The organism is Ectothiorhodospiraceae bacterium BW-2 (assembly GCA_008375315.1).
GTDB lineage: Bacteria > Pseudomonadota > Gammaproteobacteria > Thiohalomonadales > Thiohalomonadaceae > BW-2.
Genome location: CP032507.1, coordinates 1,126,122 through 1,148,537, shown reverse-complemented (window position 1 = coordinate 1,148,537; position 22,416 = coordinate 1,126,122). Strand labels below are relative to the sequence as shown.

Annotated in this window: 17 protein-coding genes and 4 tRNA genes; all 21 read left to right on the top strand. The window is 55.4% G+C overall.

Features of this window, described 5'->3' with window-relative positions; translation table 11 throughout:
* Positions 1-57: 57 nt before the first annotated feature.
* The 21 genes from D5085_05465 (at position 58) to D5085_05365 (ending at position 22,284) form a co-directional block, all read left to right on the top strand.
* The gene (locus D5085_05465; protein ID QEP42629.1) at positions 58-477 is read left to right on the top strand and encodes a DUF2170 family protein; all 420 of its coding nucleotides are present in this window, start codon (positions 58-60) and stop codon (positions 475-477) included.
* A 12-nt stretch (positions 478-489) separates the two neighbouring features.
* Positions 490-1,182 (top strand): PspA/IM30 family protein, encoded by a 693-nt coding sequence (locus D5085_05460; GenBank protein ID QEP42628.1) that lies wholly within the window; start codon positions 490-492, stop codon positions 1,180-1,182.
* A 1-nt stretch (position 1,183) separates the two neighbouring features.
* The gene (locus D5085_05455) at positions 1,184-1,852 is read left to right on the top strand and encodes a hypothetical protein (protein QEP42627.1); all 669 of its coding nucleotides are present in this window, start codon (positions 1,184-1,186) and stop codon (positions 1,850-1,852) included.
* A gap of 6 nt (positions 1,853-1,858) precedes the next feature.
* On the top strand, positions 1,859-2,980 hold the full coding sequence (locus tag D5085_05450) for a hypothetical protein (protein QEP42626.1): 1,122 nt from the start codon (positions 1,859-1,861) through the stop codon (positions 2,978-2,980).
* On the top strand, positions 2,977-4,035 hold the full coding sequence (locus D5085_05445; protein QEP42625.1) for a hypothetical protein: 1,059 nt from the start codon (positions 2,977-2,979) through the stop codon (positions 4,033-4,035). The genes D5085_05450 and D5085_05445 overlap by 4 nt, the downstream gene beginning before the upstream one ends.
* Positions 4,036-4,070: 35 nt before the next feature.
* Positions 4,071-4,982 (top strand): DUF350 domain-containing protein, encoded by a 912-nt coding sequence (locus D5085_05440; GenBank protein ID QEP42624.1) that lies wholly within the window; start codon positions 4,071-4,073, stop codon positions 4,980-4,982.
* Positions 4,983-4,984: 2 nt separating this feature from the next.
* On the top strand, positions 4,985-13,501 hold the full coding sequence (locus tag D5085_05435; protein QEP42623.1) for a non-ribosomal peptide synthetase: 8,517 nt from the start codon (positions 4,985-4,987) through the stop codon (positions 13,499-13,501).
* A complete protein-coding gene (locus tag D5085_05430) occupies positions 13,470-14,519 on the top strand; it encodes a thioredoxin (protein ID QEP42622.1) in 1,050 nt (349 codons plus the stop codon). Before D5085_05435 ends, D5085_05430 begins: the two co-directional genes overlap by 32 nt.
* A gap of 78 nt (positions 14,520-14,597) precedes the next feature.
* Entirely contained in the window at positions 14,598-16,361 is a 1,764-nt protein-coding gene (locus D5085_05425; GenBank protein QEP42621.1) for a Na/Pi cotransporter family protein, read from the top strand.
* A 2-nt stretch (positions 16,362-16,363) separates the two neighbouring features.
* Positions 16,364-17,146: a peptidoglycan editing factor PgeF gene (gene pgeF / locus D5085_05420; protein QEP42620.1), complete on the top strand. Its 783-nt coding sequence runs from the start codon at positions 16,364-16,366 to the stop codon at positions 17,144-17,146.
* Positions 17,147-17,230: 84 nt separating this feature from the next.
* Positions 17,231-17,315, top strand: a tRNA-Tyr gene (locus tag D5085_05415).
* A 36-nt stretch (positions 17,316-17,351) separates the two neighbouring features.
* Positions 17,352-17,425 (top strand) — tRNA-Gly (locus D5085_05410).
* 46 nt (positions 17,426-17,471) lie between these two features.
* A tRNA-Thr gene (locus D5085_05405) sits at positions 17,472-17,547 on the top strand.
* Between the two features lie 49 nt (positions 17,548-17,596).
* Complete coding sequence (gene tuf / locus D5085_05400) at positions 17,597-18,787, top strand: elongation factor Tu (GenBank protein ID QEP42619.1); 1,191 nt, start codon at positions 17,597-17,599, stop codon at positions 18,785-18,787.
* 68 nt (positions 18,788-18,855) lie between these two features.
* Positions 18,856-18,931, top strand: a tRNA-Trp gene (locus tag D5085_05395).
* Positions 18,932-18,956: 25 nt separating this feature from the next.
* Positions 18,957-19,304 carry a preprotein translocase subunit SecE gene (secE, locus tag D5085_05390; GenBank protein QEP42618.1) on the top strand — a complete coding sequence of 116 codons (348 nt, stop codon included), beginning with the start codon at positions 18,957-18,959 and terminating at the stop codon, positions 19,302-19,304.
* A gap of 5 nt (positions 19,305-19,309) precedes the next feature.
* Complete coding sequence (gene nusG / locus D5085_05385) at positions 19,310-19,843, top strand: transcription termination/antitermination protein NusG (protein ID QEP42617.1); 534 nt, start codon at positions 19,310-19,312, stop codon at positions 19,841-19,843.
* Between the two features lie 106 nt (positions 19,844-19,949).
* Positions 19,950-20,384, top strand: a complete 435-nt coding sequence (gene rplK, locus D5085_05380; protein QEP42616.1) for a 50S ribosomal protein L11 — start codon at positions 19,950-19,952, stop codon at positions 20,382-20,384.
* A gap of 2 nt (positions 20,385-20,386) precedes the next feature.
* Positions 20,387-21,085 (top strand): 50S ribosomal protein L1, encoded by a 699-nt coding sequence (locus tag D5085_05375; GenBank protein QEP42615.1) that lies wholly within the window; start codon positions 20,387-20,389, stop codon positions 21,083-21,085.
* Positions 21,086-21,297: 212 nt separating this feature from the next.
* Positions 21,298-21,825, top strand: a complete 528-nt coding sequence (locus D5085_05370; protein ID QEP42614.1) for a 50S ribosomal protein L10 — start codon at positions 21,298-21,300, stop codon at positions 21,823-21,825.
* A 78-nt stretch (positions 21,826-21,903) separates the two neighbouring features.
* Positions 21,904-22,284: a 50S ribosomal protein L7/L12 gene (locus tag D5085_05365; GenBank protein QEP42613.1), complete on the top strand. Its 381-nt coding sequence runs from the start codon at positions 21,904-21,906 to the stop codon at positions 22,282-22,284.
* Positions 22,285-22,416 lie beyond the last annotated feature (132 nt).

Sequence of the window (22,416 nt, the reverse complement as noted above, 5' to 3'; positions counted from 1 at the left end):
TAGCTGTAACCTGAGCCGTGCTATGATAGTTTTGTCGTTAACAACAGAGGAGTATGATTGGTGAGTGCCAAACTGCAACAGTTATTGGAGACCTTAGAGGGCGCGACGACCGAAAACGGTCTGGCTATGAGCGTGAGTGTGGTCGATGAGATAGAGGAGCTGCTTCAAGTGACCATTGAGGGTCGGGAGGAGTTTCCGATAATGGTCGATATTGATGAGGAGCAGATTACCTGTACCGTTAACCTGTGGAGCGAGGAGGAGGTCATAGCGGACAAGATGGATGAGATGATCCAATCGATGCTAATGGCCAATATTCCGATGCCGCTATCGGCCTTTGGTAAGACTGGTAGTATGTTTCAGCTCTTTGGGGCGATGTCGGTGAACACAATTATGGAGAATGTCATTCAGGAGCTTAGCCTGTTGAGTGATAATACACTAGATGCCTTTGACGCCTTGGGCGTCTATCTGAAGAAGTAGAGGAGAGATGCAATGGGTTGGTTTGGAACATTAGTCGATGCTATTCGCGGTTCAATTAACGAAGCGGGTGAAGAGCTGGCCGATAAAAATGCGATTATCGCGCTAGAACAGTCGATTCGTGATGCGAAAAACGAGATGAGCAAGGCCAAAGAGGCGCTAACTGAGGTGATGGCGCAGGAGAAGCTGGCGGCTAAGAGGGTCGCTGAGCTTAAAGCGTCGCTCGAAGAGCACGAGGGGTACGCGGCACAGGCCGATGAGAAGGGGGATGAGGCGCTGTTTAATGATATTGCCGATAGGATTATCGATATTCAGGAGGATTTCGACGCCCAGAGTGAGCTCCATAACGGCTATGCCGAAAATGTGCGCCAGCTAAAGGGCACTATTTTGGAGTCAGAGCGCTCGGTGAAGGCGTTTGAGCGCGAAATTAAAAATCTTAAGGCGACGGAAGCGGCGCAGCGGGCAGCTGCAATGACGGCTGAGAAGTACTCCGGTGCCTCCTCCTCAATGACCACCGCAGCCGAGCGCATTGCGCGGGTGAAGGAGAAGCAGCAGCAGCGCGGTGCCAAAATGGAGGCGGCTCGCGAGCTAGCTAGCAGTAGCTCCGGTAGCGAGCTAAAAGATCGCATGAAGCAGGCGGGTATTATTAAAGGCGGTGGCAGTCGGGAAGATATTCGCGCCAGATTGCGGGCGAAAAAGGCACCATAGCATGGGGCTATTTGACTTTTTTAAGTCGGGCGAAGGGGGGGCACCCGCCCCCCGCCAGCTCGACCATCCCGAACAGCTACAGCAGGGCGATATGGTGCAGTTCGATTTCTGCCAACAGCCACAGCTAAGTAACCGCTCCTATACCGTGACCCGCTTTGAGACCCTCGATTGTGGCGGCGAGAGCAGCAAACGCTGCTACCTTTGGCTCAAAGATGGCGAGCAGTCGATCCGTATTCTGGCCGCCTCTGGCGATCAGATTGAGGTCGCGATTGAGCTACTCCCCGAGGATCTCCTACAGCTAGTCGAGGAGCAGGCGGTGGTCGAGTTACTGAATCCTGACAGTGGTATGTTGCATGTTTTAGAGGCGGTACAGCCACCGCAGAGACTACCCGATAGCCTGCAAGGGTGGGGTAACGAGCAGTATCGGCAGGAGGGCTATCTCAAAGCCTACCGTTATGCGACCGACTATCGCCACCGAACCATGCCGAGTGCCCAAAATGGGGGTGAAATTGGCTGTGACTACGCCTTTTTAGTGAGTGATGATCGCCAGCACCGACTGGAGTTTCTGGTCTTTGACGGTGGCCGTACCGAAGTCTATATCGCTACTCTGTTGCCGCTTCGAAAATTTAGGGAGTTTTGGCCGGCGGCGAGCTCTCGACACTCCACCTGATAACCGATGTTCCTCCTGCTACGCCGATTCTGGCGTCGTCGCGCTATCAAGCAGCTAGCTGTGGCCCGTGTTGACTGGTGGCGGCTCGGCTCGTGGCTGCTATTCATCATCCTAGCCCATACTGCGGCTATGGTGCTGTTCGAGCAGCTCTCGATTGCCGATGGCCTCTGGTTAACTTTAACGACAATGACCACGGTCGGTTATGGTGATCTCTCCGCTACGACCACAGCAGGACGGCTTAGCACCGTGGTGCTGCTCTATCTGATGGGTATCTTCTTGCTAGGCAAACTGGCGGGTGACTATTTTGATATGCGTGCCGAGATGCGGCACAAACGACTCTGTGGACACTGGAGGTGGCAGATGGAGAACCATATTCTGATCTTTAATACCCCCCGCGAGAGTGGCGAACGCTACTTTTTAAGCCTAATACAGCATCTGCGTCGCAGTGAGGCGTTTTGTGAGACGGCAGTGCAGATCGTCACCACCGCCTACCCCGATGGTCTGCCGCAGTCGCTGCGGGAGATGGATAAGCCGGCTCTGGTGCCGCTGCTCTATAGCGGCGATGCGAACGATCTGGAGACGCTTCGAGCCGTCAATGTGGATAAGGCCAAAGTGGTGATTATCCTAGCGAGTGATGAGCACGACTACGGCTCTGATAGTCGCACCTTCGATATTCTTCACCGCCTGAGAGATAGCGGCTGCTTAGCGACCGTAGTGGCGGAGTCTGTGCATGAGGATGACTATAACCGCGAGCGGTTACGCCTAGCAGGAGCCGATATTGTGCTTCGTCCTATTCGCGCTTACCCAGAGATGGTGGTGCGGGGGCTGGTCGCTAGAGGGGCGGAGCAGGTGATTGAGAACCTGTTTAACTCCAGTCTCGATGAGTATGTGCGCTACGATCTCTCTTTTGAGGCTAAATGGCGTGATATTGTGGTGGCGCTGGTCGATTTAGGGCTAGCGGTCGCCTTTGAGGAGCTAACCGGGGCGATTAACTGCAATCCGCGCTCAACTGAGCTCTGTCGTGGTGAGGCTCTGATTATGATTGTCAATGAGGGCGATAAACCTCCGGCGCAGGAGGTGGCAGCGCTCATGCAGGCACACGGTTTTTTGCGTAAGGAGGGGGAATGAGACCTAAAATGCACTGGTTTGGGGCGCTACTATTAACGACCCTGCTGTGGTTAAGCGGCTGCGCGAATGAGTATGAAGCGGCGATACAGGAGGCCTATCCGCAGGCGGGGGAGCGGCTGGAGCTATTAGGGGCTAATCTCGACAGCAAGGCGCTGGCTAATGCGCGCATTGTGGAGCACTACGCGCAGCGGTTATCGATTCTAAAGCCAGAGCTGACCCCGATTGCCGAGACCTTGGCCAAAGATGTCACCCGTCAGGGGAGCCTATTTCAGCAGCTACAGCAGCGCTACTTGGCACTCAATCAGCACCCCCAAAACGGAAAGGAGTATCAACAGGCGCTGCACGATTTAGAGTCGCTCTATGTCGCGACTGATTTGGCGGTCTTTAACGACTCGCTACTCGATCTGGTCAACACCTTAGCCGATCTCTCCGAGGGGGAGCTAAAACGGATCGATATTCCGGCCGATAGCGCTAAATCGGAGCTACCGGGGAGCTATCTGGTCGGTAACCCCGCCTATGGCCAGTGGCAGACCGATAGTAACGGCGATAGCTTTTGGCAGTTTGTCGGCCCCTATCTGCTGCTAAGTGCCATCGTCGATGAGGTCGGCGATGCGATGGAGCGGCGAGATCGGCGCATCTACTACAGCAACTGGTACAGTCAGCCGCGCTACTCCTACTATAACGACTATGGCTGGAAGAGCTACGGCTCCTATAAAGATTACAACCGTCATAGTACGCTCAAACAGCAGGCAGCTGACAAGGGTAAGGCGCTGGCCGCGCCGCCACCAAAGCAGTATGGTTCAGCGAGCGGTCAAAAACGCATGAGTAGCTATCTGACCCGTACCTCTGAGCGCAACAGCAGTTATGGTAAGCGCATGGGGGCGGGGGATGGGCCGCGACACGCCGATATTCCGGCCAAACGCGGCTCAACGCTGTTCGCTGCTAATAACAGTCACAGCAGCAGTCGTTCGCCACCTAAGCGGAGTTCAGCGCTATTCAGTAGTAGCTCCCGCAGCAGCAGTTCGCGCAGCTCGTCCGGTTTTGGCGGTAAGTAGTTGTTTTTAAATTAGACTATCTTGGAGAATATCTTGTGGAGCAATTGAGTCAATTCTATCTTCTCTCCAGCGGTTCACTCAGCTTCTATCTGCTTGATTTGGCGCTGTTAATCGCTTTTCTAGCCATTTTGACCCGCTTTTTGGGCAGTGTCATTACCCGTATGAAGCTGACCGAGGTGCTATCGCACGATGACAATGCCGCCGCCGGTGTGGCCATGTCTGGCGCTATGGTGGCGATTGCGGTGATGTTAATGGGGGTGGCTTCGGGAGATGTCGGTCGAACCATCGTGGCCGAAATTACCCTCATCGTCTCCTATGCTATTTTGGGGGTGGTGATTATGTTACTCACCCGCCACCTATTTGAGCGCTTTAATATGAGCGATATTTCGATTCAGCAGGGGATAGCGAAGGGTAATATGGCCGCAGCGATTGTCGATGCGGGCAATATGCTCTCGACAGCGCTCATTGTGCGGGCGGTGATGACCTGGGTGGATGGGGCGAGCTGGTTTGGGCTCATTGGGGTACTGGTCGGCTTTGTGGTCTCTCAACTGGTGCTCTATCTGGCGACGCTCTACCGTTACTACATCTTTAATCGTGCCCATGCTCAGGATGGCAAAACCCTCCATGGCGAGATTGAGAGTGGTAATTGTGCCCTCGCGCTGCGCTTTAGTGGCTATCGTATCGGCGTCGGGTTGGCGATGACGGCCACCTCGGGCGTCGTGGTCTATGATCCCTATCTGCTCACCCTCTCGCTAACGGCTTGGGTCGGGCTAGGGCTGTTCTTTTTTGTGGCTCAAACGGTGGTCTCAATGGGGGTGCGGCAGCTAGTGCTGCGCGGCATTGATGTCGCTACCGAAGTGGGTGAGCAGCGAAATGTCGCCATTGGGGCGATGGAGGGGGCTATCTATATTGCCGTAGGGCTGGTCTTTATGGGGCTATTTGTCTAAAAATGATTTCAAACGCTATGACCGCGCTGGAACTATTTGAGCAGCTACAGCAGTTAAAAGTTAAGCTGCGGCTTGATAAAGGAGAGCTCCGCTTTAGCGCCCCGAAGGGGGTGGTTGCCGGTGAGCTATTAGAGCGACTAAAAGCGGAAAAAGAGGCACTGATTGCGCTGCTGACTGAGCTAGAGCGGGGCGAGCAGCTACTACAGCAGCCGCTGGCGCTTGCCGATCGAACACAGGGGCTGCCGTTAAGCTATGCTCAGCGCCGGTTTTGGTTTCTCGATCAGCTCGATGGGGGTAACTCCGCGACCTATAATATGCTACCGATGGCACTGCAGCTGGAGGGGGCGTTTAACCTAGCGGCGATGGAGCAGGCGCTGAACCGGCTGATTGAGCGCCATCAGGTGTTAGCCACCCGCTTTAGTGTGGTGGATGGCGCACCGCGCCAGTTTGATGCTCAGGCGGGGCGGTTAGTGCTGCAAAAGTTCGATTTAAGCGACAGTGGTGAGCAGCAGAGCGCTGTGACAGAGCTAATACGGCAGCAGGGGGAGATGGCGTTTGATCTCACCGCCGGTGAGGCGCTGATACGGGCGGCGGTAGTCCAGCTAGCACCGCAGCGGGCGGTCTTTATTCTCACCCTGCACCATATTATTGCCGATGGCTGGTCGCTCGATATTTTGGTGCAGGAGCTGGCGCAGCTCTATCTGGCCGCCTGTCGTGGCGTAAGTGCCGATCTGCCGCCGCTGGCGATACAGTATGGCGACTTTGCCGCCTGGGAGCAGCAGCGGCTACAAGGAGCCGTACTACAGCAGCAGCTAGCCTACTGGCGAGAGCAGCTAGCCGATGCACCGACACGGCTGGAGTTACCGACCGATTCCCCCCGACCACGCCAACAGAGCTATCGTGGCGCGACGCTGCCGTTTCAGCTCTCCGGTGACTTAAGCGATCAATTTAACGCCCTGTGCCAACAGCAGGGGGTCACGCCGTTTATGGCGCTACTGGCGCTATTTGGCGTACTGCTCTGCCGCTACAGTGATCAGGAGGATATGGTCATCGGCTCGCCGGTGTCGGTACGACCGCATCCGCAGTCGGAGCCGCTTATCGGGCTGTTTTTAAATACGCTGCCGTTTCGGATCGATTTAAGCGCTAATCCGAGCTTTAGTCAGCTATTAGCACGGGTTAAGCCGATGGCGATTGCCGCTTACGCCCATAGTGAAGTGCCGTTTGATGAGCTGCTACAAGCGCTCAATATTCGCCACTCGCTGAACCATACTCCCCTGTTTCAGGTGCTGTTTGCGCTGCAAAATGCACCGATGCAGCCGGTGGAGCTGGAGGGGCTGAGGCTGACACCGCTGGAGAGTGAAAACAGCAGAGCACCGTTTGATCTAGTACTGTCGATGGAGCAGCTACCGCAGGGGCTCTATGGCCGGTTTCGCTATAGTACCGATCTCTTTAGGTCAGCGACAATAGAGCAGCTAGCACGCCACTTTCAGCGGCTGTTACAGCAGGTGGTGGCCGATCCAGACCAAGCGATTCGTCATCTACCGCTGGTCGATGCAGCTGAACTGGCGCAGCAGTGGCAGTGGCGCGGTCAGGGGAGACATTTTACGGTAACGCAGAGCCTCTGTGGTTGGTTTGAACAGCAGGTGGCGCAGAGCCCTAATGCCGTTGCCCTAAGCGATGAGAACGGTAGCCTAAGTTATGTTGAACTGAACCGCCGTGCCAACCAGTTGGCTCATCGGCTGGTCAAATCGGGAGTCACGGCGGGGGAGCGGGTCGGTTTAGCCCTGCCGCGCTGTCACGACCTATTGGTGGGGCTGATTGCAATTTTAAAAGCGGGGGGCGCTTATGTCCCGCTCGATCCGAACTATCCGGCCGAAAGGCTCGACTATATCGCCACCGATGCGGCGCTGCAGCGGGTGGTGACCGATAGCGGGTTACTGCCGTTAGCCGGGGCATCCATTCGCCGCATTGAGGTGAGTGATCTGACTTTAGCCACAGAGCCAGATAGCAATCTGGACAAAATCGAACCGAATCAGGTCGCCTATGTGATCTATACCTCCGGCTCGACCGGTAAGCCTAAAGGGGTGGAGGTGAGCCATGCTAATGTGGTGCGGCTCTTTTTGAGCAGTGAGTCGATCTACCACTTTGGCGCTGATGATGTTTGGACGCTGTTTCACTCCTATGCGTTTGACTTTTCGGTGTGGGAGATTTGGGGTGCGCTACTCTATGGTGGGCGGTTAGTGGTGGTGCCCTATGGCGTGAGTCGCTCGCCCGATGCTTTTCTGGAGCTATTGATTGAACAGCAGGTGACGGTACTGAATCAGACCCCGTCGGCGTTTAAACAGCTAATGGAGATCGATCGGCTGCGTGGTGGTCCGGCGAATCAGCTAAAGTGGGTGATTTTTGGCGGAGAGGCGCTGGAGCTACAGAGCCTACAGGGGTGGGTTAAGCGGCATGGATTACAGCAGCCGCAGCTAGTCAATATGTATGGCATTACCGAAACCACCGTTCATGTCACTTGGCATACCATTACGGCGGCCGATTTAGCGCAAAACGGCAGCGTGATTGGTGAGCCGCTGGCCGATTTGAGCCTCTATCTGCGGGATCGCTATGGTCAGCCGGTGCCGCTCGGTGTTGCGGGTGAGATGTTAGTCGGCGGTGACGGGGTGGCGAAAGGGTATCTTAACCGGCCAAAGCTCACTGCCGAACGCTTTATCGCAGCAGAAACTGTCAATATCGATCCTCAGGCGGGGCGACTCTATCGCAGTGGCGACTTAGCACGGCGGCGGCACGATGGCCGGTTGGAGTATTGGGGTCGGATGGATGAGCAGGTCAAAATTCGCGGTTTCAGAATTGAGCTGGGCGAAATTGAGAGTGCCATCGCCGCACAGCCGGGAGTGAGCGCGGTCGTGGTGGGCGTCCATCAAAGTGATAGCGGTGCCGAGCTGGTGGCGTGGGTTAGCGGTCTTGCCGATGAGGCCGATTTTATTCAGCCGCTACGGCAGCGGTTACAGCAGCAGCTGCCCGACTATATGGTACCGGCGCGCTGGGTGGTGCTGGCGCAGATGCCACTCACAGCTAATGGTAAAATTGATCGCCGTGCTTTGCCTGAGCCGCAAATGAGTATCGATAGTGGCGACTATGTGGCGCCCGACTCCCCCTTAGCTGAGCTGATTGCAGCCCTATGGCAAGAGATTTTGCACATTGAGCGGGTCGGTATGGCCGATAACTTCTTTGAACTCGGGGGGGATTCGATTAAGGGGGCGATTTTTGCCAACCGAATGCAGCAGCAGACCGGTTCAGTCTTCTATGTGGTGGCGCTGTTTGAAGCGCCGACGATTGCCGAACTGCTGCCCTATATGGCGCAGCACTACCCCGAAATTGTGACCCGGTTTAATGGCGATAGTGGCGTAGCACAGCAGCACGATTTGCGTTTAGGTCAAGCTGAGTGGCAGCAGCTACGCGAGGCGATTACCCCGCTAGCGCCGCTACCGCAGTTAGCGAACCGGCCTAAAAATCGTCGTGCTATCTTTGTGTTAGCGCCGCCCCGTTCAGGTACCACCCTGCTGCGAGTCTTATTGGGCGGCCACTCGCAGCTATTTGCACCACCAGAGCTGGAGCTGATGCCGTTTAATACCCTAGGTGAGCGGGCAGAGGTCTGCTCCGGCCGTGATGCCTTCTGGCTGGAGGGCAATCTGCGCGCTGTGATGGAGCTGAAAGGTCTCGATGCCGACGGGGCGAAGGCGCTGATGGCAGAGCTGGAGCAGGCCGACATGAGTGTGCACGACTACTACGGCCTGATGCAGCAGTGGTTAGGTGAGCGGATATTGGTCGATAAATCGCCCTCCTATGTGCTGCACCGGTCGATATTGGAGCGGATGGAGCAGAGTTTTGACCAGCCGCTCTATATCCATCTCCACCGCCACCCCTACGGTATGATGAACTCGTTTGAAGAGGCGAAACTGCATCAGATATTCTTCCGCTATCCGCACAACTTTACCCCACGCCAGTTAGCTGAACTGATTTGGTTGCAGAGTCACGATAACATTAACCGCTTTTTAGCAACGATTCCGCCACAGCGACAGTGCCACATTAGTTTTGAGGCGATGACAGCTGAACCGAAACAGCAGATGGAGCGACTTTGCCACGAGTTGGGGCTGGCGTTTGAGCCGACGATGCTACAGCTCTATGAAGCGAAGCAGCGCCAGCGCCGTATGACCGACGGGATTCATGCCGAATCGACCATGCTCGGCGATGTTAAGTTTCATAGCCATAGTAAAATTGATGCCGCGGCCTCAGAGCGGTGGCGCGAGCGCTATCAGGAGGACTTTTTAGGCGAGCCGGCGTGGCAGCTGGCCGAGCGGTTGGGCTATCAGCGCGAGCAGAGGGCCGAGTCGGTGGCGGTGACGACAGCCCCTCCCTTAGAGCGGGTTGAGGCACGCCAAGCGGGTGAGGCGCTGCCGCTCTCGTTTGCCCAGCAGCGGCTCTGGTTTTTAGATCAGCTCGAAGGGGCGGGGGAGGCGTACCATATTCCGTTGCTGCTACAGTTAACCGGTTCGCTCAATCTGTCAGCGTTGACTCAGGCGTGGCGCTGGCTGGCCGAGCGTCAGCAGAGTCTCTGTGCGGTATTCGATACGGTAGCGGGGGCACCTGTGGTGCGGTTAAAGGCGCTACCGCCGCCGTTAGTGATCGATCTTTGCCACCTTGCCCCTGAGCTGCGCGAGCAGCAGCAGCTGTTCTGGCTGGAGCAGGAGATTGAGCGTCGCTTTAAGCTAGATCAGGGGCCGCTGGTGCGGGTGACGCTCATCCGTACCGCGCCGAACAGCTCTCTTTTGCTAATAGTGCTACACCATATTATTGCCGATGGTTGGTCGGTTGGTGTATTGGGGCGGGAGCTAGAGCAGCTCTACCGCGCCGCCTGTCGTAACGAGAGGCCGGCACTCCCCCCGCTACCGATCCAGTATAGCGACTACGCCCGCTGGCAGCGCGACTGGATGGCCGGGGGCGAACTGGAGCGCCAGCGCAGTTACTGGCAGCAGCAGTTGGCGGGGATACCTCCCCTGCTGGAGCTACCGACCGATGCGCCTAGGCCGGCGCAGCAGAGTTTTCGGGGGGCAACGCTTAGCTTTGAGATTAGATCTGAGCTGGCGAATGGGTTGCGAAAATTGGCCGAGCAGCATCAAGCCTCACTCTATATGGTGCTGTTAGCGGGCTACGCGCTACAGCTGAGTCGTTACAGTCATCAACATGACATCGTCATAGGCTCCCCCTCGGCGAACCGCTCTCGCAGTGAGATTGAGGGGTTGATCGGCTTTTTTATGAATACGCTGGTGATGCGTATTGGTATTGAGCCGCAGCAGCCCTTTATTGAGCTGTTACAGCAGGTGCGGCAGCGGGTTCTGGCCGCCTTTAACCATCAAGAGCTCTCCTTTGAACAGCTAGTGGAGGCGCTGCAACCGCCGCGCAATCTCAGCTATGCGCCGATTTTTCAGGTGCTCTTCTCTTACCAGAGCGCTCCAGCTGAGCTGCCGCAGTTTGAGGGGCTAGAGGTGGCGCGAGTTGAGCATACCAACACGATTGCCAAATATGATCTTACCCTCTCTTTGACCGAGCGCAGTGGGGCATTGGCCGGTGAGCTGGAGTATAACTGCGATCTCTTTCAACCATGGCGCATGGCGCAGTTTTGGCGCAACTATGTGACGCTATTAGAGGCGATTGTGGCCACGCCCGAGGGGGCGGTGGGTCGGCTACCGCTAATCGAGCCGGCGACGAGGCGGCAGCTACAGCAGTGGAACCAGACCCAGCGCCCCTTAGCGACCGTCTCACTGGTCGAGCTGTTAACGGCGCAGGCTGAGCGCTCTGCTGCGTCGATCGCGCTAGAGGTGGCGGGCGAGCAGTTTAGCTATCGGCAGCTATTTCACCTAGCGCGGCAGTTTACCCATCTGTTACAGCAGCGGGGGGTGAAACAGGGGGATAGAGTTGCCGTCGCGCTGCGGCGAAACCGCTATCTGGTGCCGACGCTGCTAGCGGTGTTACAGAGTGGCGCGGCCTATATTCCGCTCGATCCGACCTATCCGAAAGAGCGGCTGGCGATGATCTTTGACGAGGGTAGGCCGACGCTGGTGGTGACCGAACAGGCGCTTGTCGATACGCTGCCGCTATCTGCAGGGGCGCGGTTGCTGGTCGATAGTGACGATACGGGGGCTCTGTTAGCGTCACGGGAGGCGCAACCGCTGCCGGTGACGATTTCGGGCGAGGAGTTGGCCTATATTATCTTCACCTCCGGCTCGACGGGTCGTCCTAAAGGGGTGATGTTGCCCCATCGGGCGGTGGTTAACTTTATTACCAGTATGATGAGGGAGCCTGGCCTCTACTCGACCGATAGGCTATTGGCGGTAACGACTATCTCTTTCGATATTGCGGTGCTAGAGCTGTGGGGGACGCTGGCTGCAGGTGGCACGATTGTACTGGCTAGCGAGAGCGAGGCGCGTGATGGTGAGGCGCTGCTTGGCTATCTACAGCAGCGGCAGATTAGCCTGATGCAGGCGACACCGGCGACCTGGCGGCTGCTGTTGGCGGTCGGCTGGCAGGGGAGTCGGTCGCTGCGTATTTTGTGTGGTGGGGAGGCGATGCCGAAACGGTTGGCGGCTGAGCTGTTGCCGCGCTGCGAGCAGCTATGGAATATGTATGGTCCAACGGAGACCACCGTCTGGTCAACGATAAAGCGCATCGGCCTAAGTCAGTCGAATGAGGGTGCCGGATCGAGTGAGGGCAACGAGGCGATTGGCAGGGCGATAGATAACACGTTGCTCTATGTGGTCGATAGTGAGCTGGAGCAGGTTCCGATCGGGGTGACAGGGGAGCTACTCATCGGTGGTGTGGGGGTGGCTTGTGGCTATCTTAACCGACCAGAGCTAACCGAGGAGCGTTTTATGGCTAGTCCGTTTATAACTAAATCAGGGCAGGAGTTATCGTGGCCACCGCGGCTCTATCGTAGCGGTGATCGGGTTAAATGGACGCCAGAGGGGGAGTTAATCTATCTAGAGCGTATCGATCAGCAGGTCAAAATTCGTGGTTTTAGAGTTGAGTTAGGGGAGATTGAGACTCTGTTAGAGCAGCACCCGACGGTTATTCAGGCGGTGGTTGTGGTGCGTGAGGATGAGCATAGGGGTCAGCAGCTAGTGGCCTTTTTGCGGTTACGGCAGCCAGATAGCGTCGATAGCTTGCGTCAATATCTACTAGAGCGGCTGCCCGACTATATGGTTCCGACGATCTTTCTCCCACTAGAGACGATGCCACTGACCCAAAATGGCAAAGTGGATCGTAACGCGCTACAGCTACCGGAGGGGTATCAATCGCCGCCCAAGCGAGAGCGGATCTTGCCGCGTGATCCGCTAGAGTTGCAGTTAGTGGCGCTGTGGCAGAACCTACTACAGCGCCAGCCGATTGGTGTGACCGATAACTTCTTTGAGCTCGGTGGTCACTCACTGGTCGCGGTACGGTTAATGGCTGAAATCGCCGACCGTTTTGATCGCCATCTACCGTTAGCGGCGCTGTTTCAGGGGGCAACGGTGGCCGAACTGGCCAATCTGTTACGACAGACGGGGGGGGAGTCGCTCTGGCCGACACTGATTACGATGCGCCAAGGCGGTGCGGCTCAAGTGAAGCTGTTTGTGGTGCCCGGTGCTGGGGGGAATGTGGTCTATTTTCAGCCACTCGTTAGCGCCTTGGATGAGCAGATCGCAGTCTATGGGCTACAGCCACCGGGATTGGATGGCAAAACGGCGCTGATTGAGAGTGTGGAGGGGTTGGCGAGCCACTATCTGAACGCTATACGGCAGCAGCAGCCTAGTGGCCCCTACTACATTACCGGCCACTCTTTTGGCGGGAGTGTCGCCTTTGAGATGGCGCGACAGCTAGCAGAGCAGGGGGAGAGGATCGGCACAGTGGTGCTGCTCGATACGCCAGCGCCCCACTTCGTGCAACCGACCGGCGTGCAGTGGGATCAGGCGCAGTGGCTGGGGCAAGTGGCGGCGATTGCGGAACATAGTTATGGCGTTGAGCTGGGTATAACGGTAGCGTCGTTGCGTCAGCTCGATAGTGATGAGTCGCAGTTGGCTCTGCTCCATCGACAGCTAATGGCGACCGGTGTCTTGCCTCAAGGGGGTGAGCTGAGCCATTTAAGGGGCTTTATTGGCGTCTATCAGGCCAATTTGCGTTGTCACTATGTTGGGCCGACACAGCCATTATCGCTACCGGTAACGCTGTTGCGTTCGGCTGAGCTACAGCCGGGTGAGCTAGCGGCAGAGGAGTCGGCAGCGATGCGCGCTGAGGCCGATTTTGGCTGGGGGCGTTATGTGAGTAGGGCCGTTGAGGTGGTTGAGGTGCCGGGTGATCATCTGACGATGCTCAATCCGCCGCAGGTGTCGCAGCTAGCGGCAGTGATCGCTAACTGTTTATCTATAACCGTAGAAGGAGCCATTACAGATGATGAGAGTAGGCATTTATTTAATCGTTAAGGGGCTGTGTATCGCCAGTTTGGCCTTAGGTGGTTCGATAATCGGCGCGGCGGTGGCCAGTGAGCGCGGGGTGGTTACCGGTGGGGTGATGCATTCGATCCCAGGGTGGTTTAAGGAGAGCTTTCTCGACATGGCCGAGGATGTCGAAGAGGCGGCCGAGGCAGAGAAGCACCTGCTGCTCTTTTTTCATCTGAACGGCTGCCCCTACTGCGATCGAATGCTGGAGGAGTCGTTTGAGAGCGAGCCGTTAACGGGCTTTATTCAACAACATTTTGATTCGATTGCGATTAATGTGCAGGGTGATCGAGAGGTAGTCTTTAGTGATGAGCTCACTCTGACCGAAAAGGCGCTGGCCGATAGGCTCAATGTCTGGGCGACACCGGCGATTCTGTTTCTCGATCAAAACAATCAGCCTGTCGCGCGAGTCGATGGCTATCGGGCAGCGGCGCGATTTGAGCAGGTTTTGCACTATGTCTCCAGTAAGGCCTACCAGAGCACCTCACTAAGTGATTATATGCAGACGATGCTAAAACGCGATGTCTATGCTCTGCGGAACAGTCCACTCTTTACCCAAACGACAGATCTTGCCGCTATTAAGGGGCCGTTAATGGTGATTTTTGAAGAGAGTAGCTGTTATGACTGCAACGAGTTTCATGATGGGATTTTGGCGCACCCTCTCGTCGCTAAAGAGCTAGAGCCGTTTACGATTGTGCGTTTAGATGCCGCCTCAGAGCAGGAGATGATCGGCCCCGATGGTCGAGCAACGACACCTAAGGCGCTAGCTGAGCACTATCAGATGATCTATCGACCGGGGGTGTTGGCTTTTGATGGGGGTAAACTCATTCGTCGTCACGATAGTTTGCTGTTTGTGCACCATTTTAAAGAGTCGATGCGCTATGTGGCCGCTGGCTACCACCGCCATCAATCCTATCGCGACTACTCTGCGGCTCGAACTGAGGAGCTGTTGTCAAACGGAGTAGATATCGATTTAGGGCGGCCAGAGCTTAGTCGTGATTAATCGCTAAAAACGCCTGAATAGTTACCGTTTTTGTCGCATAATTGTAATAATTCGGTAACAAAAATAGGGGGTTTGACTATGTCTGCACGAATGGCGCTCTCGCTGCTGCTTTTATTGGGGCTCATCCCCCTCTCACCTGCGGTGGCGGCTCTTGAAGGTAGCACCGAGATAGAGTGGGGTAATATGGCGATGCAGCTCTTTGGTGGGCTGGCGCTGTTTCTGTTCGGTATGGAGCAGATGGCCGATGCGCTTAAGGCGGTGGCTGGGGAGCGGATGAAGTCGATTTTGGCCACCTTGACCCGCAACCGCTTTATGGGGGCTGCGACGGGGGCGGCGGTCACGGCGATTATTCAATCCTCTTCGGTCACCACGGTGCTGGTGGTCGGTTTTGTGAGTGCTGGCTTAATGACGATGGCGCAGTCGGTGGGAATTATTATGGGGGCCAACATCGGTACCACCATTACCGCCCAAATTGTCGCCTTTAAGGTCACTAAAGCGGCGCTGCTGATGATTGCGATCGGCTTTACGATGCTCTTTGCAGGCAAGCAAGAGACGATTCGCTACTACGGTGCCATACTGATGGGGTTGGGGTTGGTCTTCTTTGGCATGAGCATTATGAGTGAGGCGATGGAGCCGCTACGAACCTATCAGCCCTTTCTCGATCTGATGGTGCAGATGGAGAATCCCCTAGTGGGAATCTTGGTGGCCGCTCTCTTTACCGGCTTGGTGCAGTCCTCTTCGGCGACGACTGGCATTGTGATTGTGATGGCAAGCCAGGGGTTGATTACTCTGCCTGCCGGCATTGCGCTGGCGTTTGGAGCTAATATCGGTACCTGTGTTACCGCGATGTTAGCGACGATTGGCAAGACGCGCGAGGCGCTGCGAGCGGCGCTGGTGCATGTGCTGTTTAATGTCGCTGGGGTATTGATCTGGCTAGCTTTTATTCCGTGGCTGGCGCAGTTTGTGATCGGTTTCTCCCCCTCTCATCCCGAGCTACAGGGGCTGGAGCGGCTAGCCGCTGAGACGCCACGACAGATAGCGAATGCCCACACGATATTTAACTTTGCCAATACGCTCATTTTTATCGGTTTTACCACCCAAATTGCAAAACTAGTGCAGTGGCTGGTTCCAGATAGGCGCGTCGAGGCGGGGGAGAGTGTGACGGTGCGGGCTAAATATCTGGATGAGTCGCTACTCTCAACACCGGTGTTAGCGCTGGATCGGGTGCGACTGGAGGTGCTGCACATGGGGGAGATCGTGCAGCAGATGCTGCGGGGGATTATGCCAGCGATCCTCTCCGGTAGCGAGAAGCAGCTACGACATATCTATCAGCTTGATGAGCAGGTCGATACGCTCTATGAACAGATTATCATCTACATGGGCAAGGTGAGTAAGGGGGAGTTGTCAGATCGCCATACTCAAGAGTTTCTACAGCTAATGGCGGCGATTAGTGATTTGGAGAATATCGGCGATACCATTGAGACCAATATGGTGGAGTTAGGGCGGGAGCGGCTACAGGCGGGCATTGCGATCAGTCAGCCGACGCGCAAGGTGTTAAAAGGGTTCCATGAGCTCGTTGAGAGTGCGGTCGATGGCGCGATTCAGGCGGTATCGCAAAATAATCGTCTCGTGGCGGAGAATGTGATCCACATGAAGCAGGCCATTGTGCTCATGGCCGACTCCGCCGCCGCGCACCAAGCGCAGCGGTTGGTGGTTGAGGAGCCGAACCGTATTCCGGCCTATACGATTGAGATCGATATTATCGAAAAGCAGAAGCGGATCTACTATTTTGCGAAGCGGATGGCGAAAACGGTGCTTAGTGCTCGTCAAGGCAGTGCCTGAGCGTGGCGTGGATCTACCCTGACTGGCCCGCACCGCCGGGGGTGAATGCACTCATGACCACGCGTCACGGGGGGGTGAGTGGTGGCGGCTATCGGGGGCTGAATTTGGCGAGCCATGTTGGCGACGCCCCTTGGGCGGTGGCGGAGAATCGGCGTCGGTTACAGCGAGCGGCACATCTACCGGCAGAGGTGCCGTGGTTGGCGCAGTGTCACTCAACCGAGGTCGTTGAGCTAGGAGAGGGGACCATGTCGGGCACTGTTCGTGCCGATGCGGCGGTGAGTCGCAGCGTCGGTCTGGTCTGCGCGGTGCTGACAGCTGACTGTTTGCCGATATTGGTCACTAGCCGTCGGGGGGGGGTGGTGGCGGCGATTCATGCTGGTTGGCGCGGATTGGCCGAAGGCGTTATCGAACAGTCGCTACAGACGATTGGCGACCCGGCAGATGAGCTGCTGGTCTGGTTGGGAACGGCGATTAGTCAGCGCCACTTTGAGGTGGGTAGCGAGGTGCGGGAGGCTTTTGTCGTCCGCGACTCTTTGGCCGAAAGGGCCTTTATTGCCGCGACTCTCGACGGGAAGTGGTATGCCGATCTCTACCTTCTAGCGCGACAGCGTCTGACAGCGCTGGGGGTGCGAGCAGAGGCTATCTATGGGGGGCAGGGGTGTACTTTTGCTGAATCGGAACGCTTTTTTTCCTATCGGCGTGACGGTGGGCAGAGTGGTCGTATGGCGACGCTAATATGGATGGGGATGGCAGGTGGCGATGGCCGGAGGGCTGCGACTGAGTAGAGAGGCGCTAAAAAAATTGGGTCAATTGGGGTTGATTGCCTTGACAGTGGGGTAAAGTTCAGGCAGAATTCGCCCTCTTTTTCAGGAGGGGTTCCCGAGCGGTCAAAGGGAACAGACTGTAAATCTGTCGGCTCAGCCTTCGGAGGTTCGAATCCTCCCCCCTCCACCATATTTTTGTTATGGTGTGGTACAGGAATTGAGCGCTGCGGGTGTAGTTCAATGGTAGAACCTCAGCCTTCCAAGCTGTTGACGTGGGTTCGATTCCCATCACCCGCTCCAGATATTTTGACAGGTTAATAGTTCAAAATTTTGAAATATTTACTTTGCCCAGGTAGCTCAGTTGGTAGAGCACACCCTTGGTAAGGGTGAGGTCGGCAGTTCAAATCTGCTCTTGGGCTCCAGGTTTTTTTGTGTATGGTGTAGCGATAATTTTCGGAGGCGACTTCTCAAATGTCTAAGGAAAAGTTTGAAAGAACCAAACCCCATGTCAATGTGGGTACTATTGGCCATGTTGACCACGGTAAAACGACGCTGACAGCAGCGATTACCAAGGTGATGTCGGAGAAGTTCGGCGGCGAATTCAAAGACTACGCCAATATCGATAGCGCACCAGAAGAGCGTGCTCGCGGTATCACGATTGCCACCGCCCATGTGGAGTATCAGTCAGAGGCGCGTCACTACGCGCATGTTGACTGCCCGGGGCACGCCGACTATGTCAAGAACATGATTACCGGTGCGGCACAGATGGATGGAGCGATTCTAGTGGTATCGGCCGCTGATGGCCCGATGCCACAGACCCGTGAGCATATCCTGCTCTCACGCCAAGTTGGTGTGCCCTACATCTTGGTCTATATGAACAAAGCCGACCAGGTCGATGACGCCGAGCTATTAGAGCTAGTTGAGATGGAGATTCGCGAGCTACTCGATAGCTACGAGTTTCCTGGGGATGATACCCCGATTGTCACCGGCTCGGCTCTAAAAGCTCTTGAAGGGGATACCTCTGAAATTGGTATTCCCTCGATCGAAAAGCTAGTTGCAGCAATGGATGACTACATCCCTGAACCGGAGCGGGCCGTTGATGGGGCGTTCATTATGCCGATTGAGGATGTCTTCTCGATCTCTGGTCGCGGTACCGTGGTCACCGGCCGGATTGAGCGCGGCATTATCAAAGTGGGTGAAGAGGTGGCGATTGTCGGTATTCGTGACACCACCAAAACCACCGTCACCGGGGTGGAGATGTTCCGCAAACTGCTCGATCAGGGTCAGGCGGGGGATAATGTTGGGGTGCTGCTGCGTGGAACTAAGCGGGAGGATGTCGAGCGGGGTCAGGTGCTAGCTAAACCGGGGAGCATTACTCCACACACCAAATTTGAAGCGGAAGTCTATGTGTTAAGCAAAGAGGAGGGGGGACGACACACCCCATTCTTTAACGGCTATCGTCCGCAGTTCTACTTCCGTACGACCGATGTGACCGGTGCCTGCGACCTACCTGAAGGGGTCGAGATGGTGATGCCGGGGGATAATGTCGGCCTGACGGTTAGTCTCATCGCCCCAATCGCGATGGAGGAGGGGCTACGCTTTGCGATTCGCGAAGGTGGCCGTACCGTCGGTGCTGGGGTTGTTTCGAAAATTATCGAGTAGTTGCCGCCTCTGCGGTAACTACCACTAGTTCTGAGGGTGGCTGCGATAGATGCCACCCTCTTTGCCTTAGGCCAGTAGCTCAATTGGCAGAGCAGCGGTCTCCAAAACCGCAGGTTGGGGGTTCGATTCCCTCCTGGCCTGCCATTTACTAAGTGCAGTAAAACTCGGAATGAGTGATAAAATAAAGTTGGCGTTTGCCGGAGTGTTGGTTATTGCTGCTCTGGCCGGTTTCTATATCTACAGCGATACCTCTCTGCTGATGCGGGTAGTTGTGCTGCTTGTGGCGATGGGGGGAGCGCTCTTCATTGCCTCTATGACTGCCCCAGGCGTGGCAGCGATCGCCTATGGGCGGGGGGCTGTCATTGAGATACGCAAAGTCGTCTGGCCGACCCGTAAAGAGACCGTACAGACCACACTGATGGTGTTGGTTATGGTGGTGATTGTCGGTCTGATTCTCTGGCTGTTCGATATGTTTTTGGCTTGGGCAGTGCAGCTGCTCACCGGTCAAGGGGGGTAGTCGCGATGGCGCTTCGTTGGTATGTTGTGCACGCCTTCTCTGGCTTTGAGAGCCATGTGAAGCGCTCACTAGAGGAGCGCATTAACCGTTATGGCCTACAAGAGCGCTTCGGCCAGATTCTGGTTCCCACCGAAGAGGTGGTGGAGATGCGTGATGGCCAGAAGCGAAACACTATGCGCAAGTTCTTTCCCGGTTATGTGCTTGTCCAGATGGAGATGGATGAGGAGACTTGGCATTTAGTTAGGGATGTCCCTCGGGTCATGGGTTTTATCGGCGGCACGAGTGATAAACCGGCACCGATTACCGAAAAAGAGGCGCAGGCGATTCTTGACCGAGTGCAGGAAGGAAGCGAGCGACCACGACCTAAAGTGCTATTTGAGGCGGGTGAGATGGTACGCATAACCGATGGCCCCTTTAATGATTTTAATGGTGTGGTCGAAGAGGTCGATTACGAAAAGAATCGGCTTCGGGTGGCTGTGCTAATCTTTGGTCGCTCAACCCCGGTTGATCTGGAGTTTAGTCAGGTCGAAAAGGGTTAGAGTGGTAACGATGTGGTACCGCGATAGCTAGCGCGGTGCCATTGATTGACTATGGTATCAATATATAGGGGAGCCGTAAGGCGTTACTACCCACGGAGATTCATTTATGGCTAAAAAGATTCAGGCTTATGTCAAGCTGCAGGTCAAGGCCGGACAGGCTAATCCGAGCCCTCCTGTCGGCCCGGCACTCGGTCAACACGGTGTCAATATTATGGAGTTTTGTAAGGCATTTAATGCCGCGACCCAGACGATGGAGCAGGGGTTGCCGACTCCGGTTGTGATTACCGTCTATAGTGACCGCAGCTTTACCTTTGTCACCAAGACCCCCCCTGCGTCGATTTTGTTAAAAAAGGCGGCAGGAATCAAAAGCGGATCAGCGGTTCCGAATCGCGACAAAGTCGGTCGGTTGACTCGTGAGCAGCTCGAAGAGATTGCCAAAACGAAGGCACCTGATCTATCGGCAGCCGATCTTGATGCGGCGGTGCGCACCATTGCCGGAACGGCGAAAAGTATGGGGCTTGAGACAGAGGGAGTGGTATAACGATGGCCAAACTATCGAAGAAGATGCGGCTCATTAGGGAGACGATCGATGCTACCCGTTTTTACGCTATTGATGAGGCGTTAGAGCTACTTAAATCTCTACCTAGAGCAAAGTTCACCGAATCGATTGATGCTAGTGTCAATCTAGGTGTTGATCCGCGCAAATCAGATCAGGTGGTACGAGGCTCCTGCGTCCTACCTCACGGAACGGGCAAGAGTGTTCGGGTCGCTGTCTTTACCCAAGGGCCTAATGCTGCGGCAGCGACTGAGGCGGGTGCTGATCTGGTCGGTATGGACGATTTAGCCGAAACGATTAAAGGTGGCGAGCTCAATTTTGATGTCGTCATTGCCTCCCCCGATGCGATGCGTGTTGTCGGACAGTTAGGCCAAATTCTAGGGCCTCGTGGTTTAATGCCTAACCCTAAAGTCGGTACGGTGACTGCCGATGTCGCGACAGCGGTTAAAAATGCTAAAGCGGGTCAGGTGCGTTTTCGGACTGATAAATCGGGTATTATCCACACCACTATCGGTAAGGTGGATTTCGATAATGAGGCTCTAAAAGGGAACCTGCATGCGTTGATTAGTGATCTGCAAAAGCTGAAACCTTCGACCTCTAAAGGGATCTATCTGCGTAAAATCTCCCTCTCTACCACCATGGGGGGGGGCGTGGGTATCGATCAGAGCTCATTGACGATTAAATAGGTTTTATTTTTTCTACGGCATGCTGGACAACGAACCAGCATCGTCATAGACCGTGGGTGGCTTTGCCTTAATTTGCTATGGAGAGCAGGCCCACGCAGACGGTGTTTGGCAGCATTAGCTGCAAGCCACCGTATAGTCGGGGAGCAGAACTCTGCTCTTTTGTTTAATGGATGGCTGTTCAGCGAACAGCTTAGGTATTGAGGTAATGTCGCATGGCGCTAAATCTTGATCAGAAGAAGAGCATCGTAAGCGAGGTTGCTGAAGTTGCAACGACTGCCTATGCGGCAGTCGCCGCGGAGTATAACGGGTTAAGTTCGGCTCAGATGACAGCTCTGCGTGCGGAAGCGCGTAAAGAGGGGGTCTATCTGCGGGTGGTGAAGAATAATCTCGCCCGTCGTGCGATTCAGGGCACCGAATTTGAGTGCATGAGCGACGGCTTGGTCGGACCACTGGTATTGGCCTTTTCGATGGAAGATCCCGGCTGTGCCGCTCGGGTCGTGAAGGATTTTGCCAAGCTGAATCCCAAGCTTGAGGTTAAGCTGGTCTCTATTGGTGGGCAGATGTTGCCGGCCACTGAACTAGATCGGCTAGCTAAGATGCCAACCAAGGATCAGGCGATTTCGATGCTGATGTCTGTTATGAAGGCACCAGTAGAGAAGCTGGCTCGTACCCTCAACGAGGTTCCGGGCAAACTGGTTCGTACGGTGGCGGCAATCCGCGATCAGAAAGAGGCCGCGTAGGCTTAACGACAGCCCCGTTTGCTGTAATTTCAGAATCTACTTATTTAACACCTGATAAAATTTTTGGAGAATTTTACAATGGCCGTATCGAAAGACGATATTCTCGAAGCAATTGCCAACATGAGTGTCATGGAGGTGGTTGATCTTATCTCTGCAATGGAGGAGAAGTTTGGGGTCACTGCCGCAGCAGCTGTTGCTGTCGCGGCACCGGCGGGAGGGGGCGATGGCGCTGCCGCTGCCGAAGAGCAGACCGAATTTGATGTCATTATGAGCAGCTTTGGCGAGAACAAAGTGAGCGTCATTAAGGCCGTTCGCGCTATTACCGGTTTAGGTCTGAAAGAGGCCAAAGATATGGTAGAGGGTGTACCGGCTACCGTTAAAGAGGCAGCTTCTAAGGAAGAGGCTGAAGATCTGAAGAAGAAGCTCGAAGAGGCAGGAGCGACTGTCGAGCTGAAGTAACTCTTCTGAGTTATTTTAGAGGAATCCGTATCGTCACAGGTATTTTTGACGAGGTGCAAGGGAATCTGCTAGCCAAGGAGGGCGCACTGATTTTTAAAAAATGGCTGGTAACGCTCAGTTGCCGGCCTTTTC